This window comes from Paenibacillus polymyxa (assembly GCF_018614975.1).
Taxonomy (GTDB): domain Bacteria; phylum Bacillota; class Bacilli; order Paenibacillales; family Paenibacillaceae; genus Paenibacillus; species Paenibacillus polymyxa_E.
In genome coordinates this window covers 90,129-103,684 of record NZ_JAGGNR010000014.1, presented here as the reverse complement: position 1 = coordinate 103,684, position 13,556 = coordinate 90,129, and the positions used below count along the sequence as shown (strand labels likewise).

Below are 13,556 nucleotides of genomic sequence, written 5' to 3'. Positions count from 1 at the left end.
CCAACTATATATATTATGTTTATCTGGGGTTCAATCCTTTAATTTACACATAAACCATACGTAAACATCCAGAACGGCAGAGACGCCTTTTTTTGTTTTGATAATCTTGTACGCATCTGTGCATGTAGATTGCTTCATATGAATGGTGTTGCAGTCTGCATTCATTTCAAATTGCAATAAAAAAATCCACCTTATTAACAAGAAACTACATTGAATTGGAATGCTGGAAGACGTAATATGAGAAGAAATGTAAGCGCATTCATTACAGAGTGTTTCTTTAGCTCCTTGAGCGAGGTGGTCTTGTTTTAAAGGTGAAATAAGGATTGCGTGCTTATGAATATTAAACGAGGGGAAGAATGCTATGTTAAAGCGGATTTCAATCCTAATGTTAGTTTTACTTATGACCTTCAGTAACTGTTTGAGTCTTGTTCTGCCGTTTAACAACCAAGCTTCAGCGGACCCCGTAACACCAATGATGTTGGCGCATTATCCACTGCTTGAGGATGTATTGGATCAATCAGGTCATGGTAAGCATGGAACGGCAGTAGGAAACATTACGTACACGGATGGTCTCACTCTACCTGGAGGAACAGATAGTAATACGAACTACGTTCAGCTTCCTACTGGTTTGTTTGATCATCAAGAAAATACAACGATTTCTGTATGGATCAAGAGTAATACGGGGAGCGGGAACTACTCCGCATTATTCTACGGTACGTCAGCAGCTGGCAATAACATGCCAACGAATTACTGGATGTTTAATCCATCGAATCCAAGTGGTGATTTTAAGTCCGTATTTACGGATCGCAATAATATTGACCAGCCTTGGACGACTGAGGTAGGAGTAACAGGCACTTCTACGTCACAGTACGAAGGTCAATGGGTTCACTATACGACGGTCATTACAGAACGCTCTATTACAGGTTACATTAACGGTGTAAGTATAGGCACGACCGCCAAAGAGAAAACAACAGCAAGCTTTGGTACGGATTTGCAAGCTTACATCGGTCGCTCCAATTATTTAGGGGATGCTACTTTTGCGGGCAGCTTTCAAGATTTAAGAATTTATGGAGAAGCACTCAATAGTGAGGATATCGCTGTAGTATATGAACAATCATTTAATGAAAAGCAAGTACAACAAGGCAAAGTAGAGCTAACGTTAGGTGATGTATCTGCCGTTACAGAATCTCTTAAACTTCCTTCTGCCAATAAGTATGGCGCATTGATCTCATGGACTTCCAGTGATGAAAGTGCGATTAGTCCAACCGGAGAAGTGTTCTTACGAGAAATGGAGCAGCAAGTCACGTTAACTGCAACCATTTCTTTAGGTGGAAGCCAGTCAACGAAGGAGTTCATCGTTACCTTACTGCCTAAGAATGACTCTAATGAGCAGATTACCGTTCAAGAAAAATCGCTAAAAGATGATCTTATTCTTCATTACAACATGAAAACGACCGAAGAAATAGACGGTCAACTCGTACTAAAGGATGTTGCCAACAAGGAAGTTACATTCGACGGGGTATATAAAAATCCAAACAATGGACAATTCATTTCAAATAGTGAGGTTGGCTTTATTTCCTTCAATGGTGGAAGCTCTACATCGAATAGTGGATATGTTGAGATTCCTAAGGGTTCCAATGAACTGGATCTATTACAAGGTCTGAATGAGATTACCGTATCTTCAATCGTGAACTGGACGAATGATGGTACGAATCGCTGGATTTTCGGATTGGGTACGGTGTTAACACCGGAAACGAACAAATATTTTTTCGTAACCCCACGTCACGGTAGCGGATCAGGCAATATGATCGCTACAGGTATCTCCAGCAATGGCTGGCCAAACGAAGCATTAGTTACAGGTGGCGCAAACTCAAACTTGATCGGTGGACAGTGGAAGCATGTAACGGTTTCCTTCTCTGAAACTAGCAACAGGATCACATTATTCGTTGATGGAGTTAAGGTTGCTTCAGGTAATGCGAAGGGGATAAAGCTGTCAGACATTATTAATCCGGATGCTACGTCCTCTGGTTTTATCGGCAAGTCCATCTTCTCGAACGATCCATACCTTCAAGGTAGCATGGCTGATTTCCGAGTATATGATCGTGCGTTGACGGAGCAGGAAATGGGCGAGTTATATCAACAAGAAGCAGCAACTCACATCTCCAAAATACGTCAGCTCACTCTTGATGATGCAGCGAATCAACTTAACATCGGTCATTACTTAGATGAGGCAGATCAGAGTGCTGATAAGATAACAAGAAACGTTAATTTACCGACAAGCGGTAAAAACGGCGTGAGCATTACTTGGAGTTCTAGTCATCCTACTGTCATTTCTAACAATGGGACTGTGCAACGTCCAGCTGTTCAAGCAGGTAATGTTCAGGCAGAGCTTACGGCTACTTTAACGTATCAAGGAGTAACCACTACAGCTGTATTCCCTGTTACGATCTTGAAGCAATTCGATGATCAGCAGAAGGTTGATCTGGACGCTGAACAATTAGAGATCTACAACGCGGACAATGTTAAAGGGAACTTACGTCTTGTCACTGTAGGTGAACAAGGCTCCACCATTACATGGACATCCAGCAGTCCGGCGGTTGTTAAAGGAACGGCTGAAGCCGCTGGTAACGCTACACAGCTAGGCTGGGTAAGCCGTCAAGCTACGGATACGCCTGTTACGCTAATAGCTACGATTACGAATGGTGCAGCTTCTAAAGAGCTTACGTTTAACGTTACGATTAAACAAGAAATTGCGCCAGTTCAGCCTGATGCTTACTTCTTTGCGTATTTTACAGGTGAATATGAGGGCGGTGAAGAGATCTCCTTCGCTACAGCTGAAGATCCATTGTTCTGGAAAGCGCTGAATAATGGAAAGTCGATTCTTCAATCAAATATGGGTGAAAAAGGGCTTCGTGATCCATTCGTTATTCGGTCAGCAGAAGGTGATAAATTCTATATGCTGGCAACCGATTTGAAAATGGGCGAAAGTACAAATTTCGATCAAGCTCAGATTACGGGCAGTCATTACATGATGGTTTGGGAGTCAGAGGATCTCGTGAACTGGAGCGAGCAGCGAATGGTCAAGGTTGCTCCTAAGACTGGAGGAAATACGTGGGCACCAGAAGCGATCTATGATCCGGTAACTGGAGAGTATATCGTATTTTGGGCATCATCGATGAAAAACACAGAGACATATGGTGACTATAACGGAAGACCGGAAGGTCAGTACAATGTGATGTACTACGCGACAACACGAGATTTCTACACCTTTTCTGAGCCAAAGGTCATGATTGATGAGTCACTTCCGACCATTGATACGACGTTTATTGAGCACAATCATATGTTGTACCGATTCACCAAATCAGAAGTGAATACGAAAGTGTATGTGGAGAAAGCACCAACGTTCTACTATGACAAAGACGGTATTGCAGCAAACGGCCTTCAATACGACGCTGTTCCGGGTACACGTGATAACAAACTCGGCTTGATCGGAAAAAATGGAAACAACGAAGGACAAACGATATTTAAGGATATTCATAAAGACAAATGGTATCTGTTCCTTGATTCATGGCCATATCATGTCCGATATACAACAGATCTGGATAGTAGCACGCAATATATGAACAATGTATTAAGTAGTGATCAATATGCACTGCCACCAGGACCACGACACGGAACAGTAATTCCAATCTCACGTGCAGAGTATGATGCTTTGCAAGAGAAGTATGCATGGAAAGGTCCAGCACCATCAACGGACCCGGTTGTACATTACTCATTTGATGCAAATACAGTGAATGGTACAACGGTGAATGACATTTCTGGTAATGGCCATCACGCGACACTCGTAGGTGGAGCAACGATTAATGAAGAGGATCGCATCGGTAAAACGGGTGGTGCATTAGAGCTTAATGGATCAACAGGATATGTCAAGCTGCCAGATCACCTGATTCAATCCTTGAATCTGGAGAAGGCTACGTTCTCTACATGGGTTCAGATGGACAAAAATCAGGCCAATCAAAGAATATTTGATTTTGCTTCCGACACAGGCAGACAGGTTAACCGCAACACCATGTACTTGAGTACACAAGGGGATACAGGTAGTTTAGAGTTCGCTGTCGTAACACCTTTTACTGAGAAATTTAGCAATGACAGCACGCGACTAGGATCAGAATATAAATATGCGGTGAGAAATTCTGGACTATTACCAACGAAGACTTGGCAGCATGTTGCAATCACAATGGATGAATTTGATGCAGTATTGTATGTAAATGGTCAAGAGGTTAAACGCAGCTCGACATTTAACGTGGAGCCGAGAATGTTACTGGAAACAACGATGAATTATATTGGTAAATCAAGAAACAGCTCTCATAGTCTGTTTGATGGTAAATTGGATGATTTCCGTATTTATAATCGTGCATTATCCGTTGAAGAGATTGCAACATTAGCTGATGAAGACGTTACTCCTCCAGTAGAGCAGCCATCTGGGGCAGAGCTCATTCTTCACTACGATATGAATGATATCGATGGTGCAACGGTTATTGACCAAAGAGGAAACTTCAATGGAAAATGGATGAATCCGTCTAAAGCAGAATGGATTCGTACTCAAGATGCTGGTGTACTAAGCTTTACTGGTGGCACAACTAACTCTTATGTAGAACTACCACAAGGAGTACTTGATGGATTAACGGATATGACCGTTTCATCCATTGTGAACTGGAGCGGTAAAAACGCTGCCGAGTGGTTATATGCATTAGGAAGACCAAACAATAATACACACTATACGTATTTCACACCACGTTATAACGCTAACGGTCTAGCTCGCCTTGGTATCGCGACGAATGCTTGGAATAATGAGTCTTCAACTTCTACCACGGGCTTAAAGAATAATGAATGGAAAGTCGTTACGACTGTTGTTTCAGGCACGGATGGTACACTAACGCTTTATATTGATGGTGTTCCTGTTGCATCAGGCTCAACGAATGGAATGACACTGGAACAAATAAAAAATACTTCAGGCAGTAGTGGAACCATCGGTAAGTCATTCTATACAGCTGATCCATACTTCGGCGGGTTGATTGCAGACTTCCAAATCTATGATGGTGCTATGACTGCTGCGGATATTACATCACTGAAGGCTCAGGCAGATCAGAAGATTGCTAAAATGGAGGGCATGCTTGTATCGGCTGCGACAGAGAAATTAACGATTCATGATCTTCTTGCCTCCAATACATCAAAAGATGCGATTATAAGCAATGTAACATTGCCAATATCAGGTGCTTATGGCACAACAATAAGCTGGACTTCAGATAAGGGGAATGTCATCTCAACTACAGGAGCTGTAACCAGACCAGCTAACGCAACGGGTGACCAAGTTGTAACGTTAACAGCAGTATTTACAGATGGTACAGAGACAGCTCGCAAAACTTTTCAGTTGACGGTTAAGGCATTGCCAAGCGATGCCACTTCTGTAGATGAAGCCAAAGCAGCGCTAGTCGTTCATAACATTAGTGATGTTAGAGGTCATCTCTCATTACCGGAATCTGGACTCTATGGAACAACCTTTACTTGGGCTTCTGCTCAACCTAATGTCGTTTCAGTTACTGGAGAAGTAAAACGTCCGGCACACGGTAGTGGAGATGTAGATGTGAAGCTTACAGCTACGATTAAGTTGAATTCAGCATCCACTACGAAGGAATTCATTGCGAAGGTGAAGGAACTGCCTGCTGATGAAAAATATGCGGGATACTTTTTCACATATTTCACTGGAGAAGGTACTGCAACAGGGGAGCAAGTTTACTTTGCACTAAGTAACGGCAATGATCCGCTGAACTGGCGAGAATTGAATAATGGTAAACCTGTATTGACCTCAACTTTAGGGGAGAAGGGGGTACGTGATCCGTTCATTATTCGTTCGCCTGAAGGTGACAAGTTCTACATGATCGCTACTGATCTGAAAATTAACGACAATGGTAACTGGGGCAGAGCACAGACATGGGGCAGTCGTTCCATTATGGTGTGGGAATCGAATGATCTAGTCAACTGGACAGATCAACGCATGGTAGAGGTTGCACCGGAAGAAGCAGGTAATACATGGGCACCAGAAATTATGTACGACAACACAACAGGTGAATATATCGTATTCTGGGCATCAAGAATGTTTGACGATGCATCCCATACAGGTAGTGCATATCAAAAAATGATGTATAGCAAGACAAGAGATTTCTATACGTTTACTGAACCGCAAGTATATTTGGATTATGGATATTCCATCATTGACACAACGATGATTGAGCATGATGGAAAAGTGTATCGTTTTACGAAGGATGAGCAGGACAACGGAGCTTCTGCTCCATTTGGCAAGATGATCTTCCAAGAGGTGGGTGACTCGATCTTGGATCCAGCCTTCAAGATGATTAATCAAGGTGTGGGTAACATCAAATGGGTTGAGGGTCCAACGATCTTCAAATCAAATACAGAGGAAAAATGGTATTTATTCGTAGATGAGTTTGGTGGAAGAGGTTATGTTCCATTCGAGACAACCAATCTTGCATCAGGTGTCTGGACATTATCTTCTAACTACAACTTACCGGCTAGTCCGCGTCACGGAACCGTAATTCCCATTACACAAAGTGAGTATGATGCACTCAATGGGAAGAACGTACCCGTTAGCGGAATTAGCTTGGACAAAACGACGTTGTCCATCGTAGAAGGTCAATCAGGGCAATTGACAGCTACGGTAACACCAGCTAATGCAACGAAAAAAGCAGTAACATGGAGCTCAAGCAATACAGCTGTAGCCACTGTAAGTGCGACAGGTCAAGTAACAGCGATGGCACCAGGCACAGCAAGCATTACAGTAACTACAGTGGAAGGTGGGTTTTCATCAAGCGCTACGGTAACGGTAACACCATTGGTTGACGGGATACCAGAAGCACCAAGCAGTGGTAATGGAAATGGTGGCGGTGACAGTAACATCCCTGCACCTACAGTACCAACAGCTGCAGGTGGAAATGAGCCAGTGGTCATGGACAATGGCCAAATAAACATTAAGCCGGTCGTAAATGAGAGCGGTACTTCTAAAGTGAAGTTAAGTGCGGATACGGTGAAGCGTGCGCTTGATCAAACAACAGGCGGTAAGCTACACATGCGAGTTGAAGCTGATGCAAGCTTGAACGGACTAACGATTGAGCTTGCAGTAGATGCGCGCTTAACAAGTGGATCTTCTACGGTAGATCGCATCGAGATCAACACAGGCTCTGCAGTTGTAACCGTGGCAACCGAATTGCTTGGAACAGGAACAAGTGCGGGGAAAACGTTAGGATTGTCAATTAAGAAAATCGCAGCTAATCAACTGTCAGCTAGTGCACAAGCTCAGCTGAACGGTGAGGTCGTATACGATATCGAGCTAACGATGGATGGTAAGAAACTTACAGCGTTTGATGGCAGAGATGATCTCGTGATTGAATTGCCATACACACTAAAGGCTGCCGAAAATCCAAACAATGTCGTCGTATACGATGTGAAGGACAACGGAGAGCTAAGAGTGGTGACGAATGGAAAATACAATGCAGCGACAGGAAAAGTAGAGTTCAAGCCAACGTATCTGAGCAAGTATACAGTAGCGTATGTAGCAACGAGCTTTCAGGATGTGACCCAAGGCTGGGCGAAGGACGCGATCTCAGCATTGGGAGCAAGAGGCATTGTGAAGGGTGTAGGCGACGACGAGTTTAATCCGAATGGTCAAGTGACAAGAGCAGAATTCATCACCATGCTGATGAAGTTGTTTGAGCTATCAGATGAGAGCGCAACGACAAGTTTTAGTGATGTGAAGCAAGGAGAATGGTACCACGGAAATATCGGAACCGCGCAGAAGCTGGGGATTGTGAACGGGAAACCAAATGGAACATTCGGAGTTCATGAGAACATTACGCGAGAAGATATGGCGGTTATGGTATACAAGGCGATCCAGATTAAGCAACTAGCGTTAACAAGTGGTGAAGCTACAGCCTTCAAGGATGAAGCAAACATCGCAAGTTATGCGAAGCAAGCGGTAGAGGCAATACAGGGAGCAGGCATAATAAACGGTGTAGGTAACGATGAGTTTGCACCGAAGAAGAATGCCAGCCGTGCAGAAGCAGCAGTGATGATCTATAATGTGTTGGGTTTGATGTAGACACGTTAAGTATAAGGCAGTTGCTATTGATTCACTCAGATAATAAAGTTGGGCGGAAGAACTTGTTCCGTCCACTTTATTATCTGTTTAATCAGTAGAAGGATGAAAGGTGATATCCACTTAAGTCGTAGGTCTGTTCACGGGCTCAATTCTGCCCCTAAGATTATCGGTATAGGCCAGATTTCCATCCGTAGTAATTACAGCAGCTTCGATATCCTTCCTATTATTAACTTTATGAATAATCGAGACCGCATCTAGCCCAAACAATTCTGTTGTATAGATATCGCAGTCGAGCGATCTATCCGCAATAATCGTTAAAGAAGCGATATTACTTTTGATTGGATAGCCTGTTCTGCTGTTAAATATATGATGGTACTGACTCCCTTCCTTCTCTAAAACTCTCTCGTATATTCCTGATGTAACAACGGATTGCTCCCGTATACTAACGAGTGCTGCTGCATTTCCTCTAGGTAAAAATGGATTTTGGATTCCAACTTTCCAGTGACTGGACCCGGTGGGAGAATCGCCATGAACCAGAACATTGCCGCCCATATCGACCATAGCTGATGCAGCTCCGTTTTTCTTGAAAAAGGACATAACTTGATCGGCAAAATAACCTTTAGCAATCGCTCCAAGGTCGATTTCCATGCCCTTTTTGAATAAATGAACCGTTTGCAGCTCATCGTCAAGCTGTATATGCTCCGGATTCAAGAGCTCCAGCACTGCTTTAATCTCTGTATCCTCCGGCACATGTGCCTCGCGGAAACCAATTCTCCACAATTTGATCAAAGGCCCTATCGCAATATTTAAAAAGGAATCTTTATTCAGGCTGTGTTCTTTGCCTATCTTAATAAGATCATACAGTTCCTTGTCTACTCTAAGCGGATGTGATGCGGCTAATTTTTTTAGCATGGCAAGCTGCGAATGCTCACTGTTGGCACTAAACATTTGTTCATAACGGATGAGCATATTCACGGCTTCCTCGGCAAGCTCTTCAGCATCTGTCCCCTCGATATAGAGGGATATATTCGTTCCCATGAGCGGTATCGTTCTCGTAAAAGATTTCATGATAGCCTCCTATATTGCACATTGTTGTCCGTGATTGAGAAAAGTATGGATGAGGTCATGATCCACGCTATTCAGCTTTTTTTCTCCATGATGGGCTATGAAATAATCCAGACTCATCTTCTCAACAGGGATTGGATAGATGTTGTATTCCGAAGGGCACTCCTTGATATGGATACTTTCAGGCACAAAGGTCAGACCCAAATTATGCTTTGCCAGCTTCAGTACCGTGTAAATTTCTTTGCTCTCCATAACGATATTAGGCTGTACCTTGTAGACACTGAGCAATTGATCAATCTGTTTACGGATCGCCGAACCCTTGGACGTTAGAATAAGCTGTTGATTCAAAATGGTGCTGATCTCAATCGTGCCCTCCGGGATGATTGCAACATTCTCTTGATATAATTCGCAGCAACGCGGAATGATGGCCTGGTAACTGTGCCTGCCCCAGTTAAACGAGTTCAAGTTAGGGGAGATACTGCTTGAATTTTGCCCGATCCAGAAGTCCAGCTCATTATTTTGGAGACGTTTCTCATTTTTTTCAGGTAAATCCTCGACAAGATTAATTTTATAAGCAGGATGAAGCTCCAGAAAATCTGGTAAAAAAAGGGGCGTTAAGTACGCACCGAGGCTCGGAAGAATGCCGATTCTTAACACTTTATTGCCGATATCCGATACATACGAGATTTCCCTGATAAGCTTGGCGTAGCTGTTTTCAAGTGACGTCAGGTATTGATAATATATTTTTCCCTGCTCGGTTAAACGATAGGGAAGTTTGTTGCGAGTGATTAGCTCACAGCCCAACTCACTTTCGATTTTCTTGATAACCTTTGTGAGGTAGGGCTGAGATATGTAAAGGGATTGGGCAGCCCTGCTGTAGTTACTGTACTTCAATAGGCTGTCAATGTAACACAAGATATCTTGAGATTCTAACTTGGACATGTTCCTCACCCTTTGTGAAAAAAGTAACAAACTTTGAATTTGAGGAGATTATAACAAATTAGTTATCAAACTGCAATGAATAACTATTAGATCATTTGAGCTTTGATATGTTAGAGTTATGCCGAAAGATCGAGTCTGACATGTACGAACATCATCTCGTATGACAGAGAGGGGATTACAATGAATTATTTAGCTATCGTAGGCACGAATTCGGATGTGTCCACAAACCGGACGCTACTTCAATTTATGCAGAAGCATTTTGCTAGTGAAGCCCAGATTGACTTGTTTGAAATCAAGGATTTGCCTGCCTTTATTGAAAAAGATGAATTAGAGGATGCTGAAGTAGATATTCCTGTGAAGGTACAAGACTTATTAGATCAAATCTCTAAAGCGCAAGGTATCATTATCGCTACTCCTGAGTACGATCATGCAATCCCTGCCGTTCTGAAAAGTGCGCTGGAATGGATCAGTTATACCACTCAAACCTTGAAAGACAAGCCGGTTCTAATTGTGGGTGCTTCACATGGTGCGCTCGGTTCTTCCAGGGCACAAGCGCATCTTAGACAAATCCTGGATTCGCCTGAGCTAGGTGCGAGAATGATGCCTAGCAGCGAGTTTCTGTTGGGAAAATCACAGAGTGCGTTTGATAACAGTGGCAATCTTATTGACGCTGGAAAAGTAGCGGAGCTTGCCGAAATTTTCAGGGAGTTTGTTTTGTTTACGGAGATGACCACAGAACTGCTGTCAAAAAGGACGTTGAAGAAAAAAACGAAAAAATTTACCTGGCAAGAGTAGGGGGCTAATCATAATGAAAATCATAGCGATCGTTGGCACAAATGCAAAGAAATCGTATAATCGCAAGCTGCTTCAATTCATGCAAAAGCATTTTGAGTCCAGAGCAGCCATTGAAATCCTCGATATTACAGATGTTCCGATGTTTAATCAGTCCGATAACCAAACAAACAGTGCAATTATACAATCGTTTAATGAAAAAATTATCGCAAGTGATGGTGTTATTATTGCGACTCCAGAATATAACCATTCCATCCCTTCATCCCTTAAAAGCCTGCTGGAATGGTTGAGCTTTGAAATCCATCCGCTGGCTGGCAAACCCGTGATGATCATTGGTGCGTCACAGGGAACACAAGGTTCCTCGCGTGCACAGCTGCATCTTCGTCAAATCCTGGATGCACCGGGTGTCGAAGCTAATGTGATGCCAGGGTATGAGTTTTTACTTGGAAGTGCACATAAAGCCTTTGACGAATCAGGTAACCTGAACAATGAAGGAACGATTGATTTCCTGGAAACATGTTTCCTGCGGTTCCTTCGGTTTGCCAAAATTTCAAATCAGCTCAACGAAGAAGAGGAGTTTATCTATAAACCCGGTGTGTATGAGATCAATGCCATAGGTCATAGTGGCAATCTTCCGATGAAGGTATCCTTTAGTGAAAATAGAATTGAAAGCATTGATATCGATTCGAAGGGTGAAACCGAAGGCATTGCCGATGTTGTTTTTGTAAGAATTCCGAATAAAATCATTGAGGGACAGACGCTGAATGTAGATGCTCTCTCCGGTGCTTCTGAAACCAGTAATGCTGTCATCAATGGTGTAGCCAAAGCGGTTAAGCTTGCCGGAGTGAACCCGGACATCCTGAAAAGACGTCCAAAACCTGCCAGCAGCCAGATGAAAGATGACGAAGAATACACTTGCGATGTGGTCGTTGTAGGTGGAGGTGGCGCAGGACTCAGTGCTGCTGCTACAGCTTTACAACTAGGAGCAAGTGCGATTGTACTTGAGAAATATCCTGCTGTTGGGGGGAATACGATCCGCTCAGGTGGTCCTGTCAATGCTGCAGATCCTGTATGGCAACAACAGTTCACTGAGAATCCAGGGGAAAGACAGACAATTGAGAATTTATTAAGTACCGATGAGAGCTTGATCCATCCGGAATATATCGATGATTTCCATGCACTCAAAGAAGAGTTTACTGTGTACCAGGAAAAGTTCGGCACAGAAAAGGCTTGTTTATTCGACTCACCACTTCTTCACAGAATGCAAACGTATTTCGGGGGCAAACGAACGGACCTGAACGGCAACATGATCTATGGACAGTACGATCTGGTTAAAGTCCTTACAGACCATGCCCTGGAAAGTGTGCAATGGCTTGAGGATATCGGCGTTGAATACGATAAGAGTATCGTATTTGCTCCGGTAGGTGCCCTTTGGCGCCGTGGTCATAAACCTGTCAAAAGTTATGGCTCTGCCTTTATCCTTGCACTTAGCAAATATGTAGAAGAGCATTCAGGAAAAATTATTACAGATAGCCCGGTCAAACAATTGATCATCGAAGATGGAAAAATAACAGGTGTCATCGCAACCGGAGTTAACGGACAGAAAATTACCATTCATGCTAAAGCGGTTGTGCTTGCTAGTGGTGGTTTTGGTGCAAATACACAGATGCTCAAGGAATATAACACGTACTGGAGCCATATTGACGATGATATCAAAACAACAAATTCCTATGCGATGACTGGTGATGGAATATCGCTCGGTAAGAGTGCAGGAGCAGCGCTTACAGGCATGGGCTTCACTCAAATGATGCCTGTAGCTGACCCGGATACGGGCGAGCTGTTCAGTGGACTGCAAGTACCGCCTGAAAACTTTGTCATTGTTAACAAAAAGGGAGAACGATTTGTTAATGAATTCTCTGGGCGAGATGTCTTAACAAAAGCGGCTATCGAGCAGGGAAGTTTATTTTACCTGATTGCGGATGACGAGATCAAGAAAACCGCAGCGAACACAAGCCAGGAAAAGATAGATCAGCAAGTCGAAGCGGGTACCTTGTTCAGAGCCGATACCATAGAAGAACTGGCAGTGAAAATCAATATGGACCCTGAAGTTCTTAGAAATACGATTGATAAGTATAACTCCTATGTGGATGCGGGCTTTGATCCCGAGTTCCATAAGGATACGTTTAGCTTAAAAGTCGAGAAGTCTCCATTCTATGCTACGCCTAGAAAACCGGCGGTTCACCATACAATGGGTGGTATCCGGATCGACACCCAAACTCGCGTATTGGATGAAGACGGTCAGCCGATTGCACATCTGTATGCGGCTGGGGAAGTGGCAGGAGGTATACATGCAGGCAACCGTTTAGGCGGTAATGCCTTGACTGACATATTTACTTTTGGACGAATCGCTGGTAAAACGGCTGTGGATGAGATGAATGATGTAGAGAATATAAACAAAGAAATATAGAGTATTCATGACCATTTTAAGCTGTAAATCTAAATAACCTGGTAAACATAAGGATATCCTTGTGTTTACCAGGTTATTTCTAATTCATAAATGTGTTCTTGGATACTGATATGAAAG

At 43.2% G+C, this 13,556-nt stretch carries 5 protein-coding genes; 3 read left to right on the top strand and 2 right to left on the bottom strand.

Going from position 1 to position 13,556, the window contains the following annotated elements; all coding sequences use genetic code 11:
* Positions 1-361: 361 nt before the first annotated feature.
* Positions 362-8,173: an immunoglobulin-like domain-containing protein gene (locus tag J7E78_RS13650; protein ID WP_215076735.1), complete on the top strand. Its 7,812-nt coding sequence runs from the start codon at positions 362-364 to the stop codon at positions 8,171-8,173.
* A gap of 120 nt (positions 8,174-8,293) precedes the next feature.
* Here J7E78_RS13650 and J7E78_RS13645 read toward each other — a convergent pair whose 3' ends face one another.
* Both J7E78_RS13645 and J7E78_RS13640 read right to left on the bottom strand, forming a co-directional pair.
* Entirely contained in the window at positions 8,294-9,241 is a 948-nt protein-coding gene (locus tag J7E78_RS13645; protein ID WP_215076732.1) for an FAD:protein FMN transferase, read from the bottom strand.
* Positions 9,242-9,250: 9 nt separating this feature from the next.
* Entirely contained in the window at positions 9,251-10,180 is a 930-nt protein-coding gene (locus J7E78_RS13640) for a LysR family transcriptional regulator (protein WP_215076730.1), read from the bottom strand.
* Positions 10,181-10,360: 180 nt separating this feature from the next.
* On the opposite strand from J7E78_RS13640, the gene J7E78_RS13635 reads away from it, so the two are divergent.
* Positions 10,361-10,975: an NADPH-dependent FMN reductase gene (locus J7E78_RS13635; protein ID WP_215076728.1), complete on the top strand. Its 615-nt coding sequence runs from the start codon at positions 10,361-10,363 to the stop codon at positions 10,973-10,975.
* Between the two features lie 13 nt (positions 10,976-10,988).
* Complete coding sequence (locus tag J7E78_RS13630) at positions 10,989-13,439, top strand: flavocytochrome c (protein ID WP_215076726.1); 2,451 nt, start codon at positions 10,989-10,991, stop codon at positions 13,437-13,439.
* The last annotated feature ends 117 nt before the right edge of the window (positions 13,440-13,556 follow it).

What these genes read in the sequence shown, in the direction of transcription:
- J7E78_RS13650 (WP_215076735.1), top strand. Translation starts at nt 362, where the DNA reads ATGTTAAAGCGGATTTCAATCCTAATGTTAGTTTTACTTATGACCTTC.
- J7E78_RS13645 (WP_215076732.1), bottom strand. Translation starts at nt 9,241, where the DNA reads ATGAAATCTTTTACGAGAACGATACCGCTCATGGGAACGAATATATCC.
- J7E78_RS13640 (WP_215076730.1), bottom strand. Translation starts at nt 10,180, where the DNA reads ATGTCCAAGTTAGAATCTCAAGATATCTTGTGTTACATTGACAGCCTA.
- J7E78_RS13635 (WP_215076728.1), top strand. Translation starts at nt 10,361, where the DNA reads ATGAATTATTTAGCTATCGTAGGCACGAATTCGGATGTGTCCACAAAC.
- J7E78_RS13630 (WP_215076726.1), top strand. Translation starts at nt 10,989, where the DNA reads ATGAAAATCATAGCGATCGTTGGCACAAATGCAAAGAAATCGTATAAT.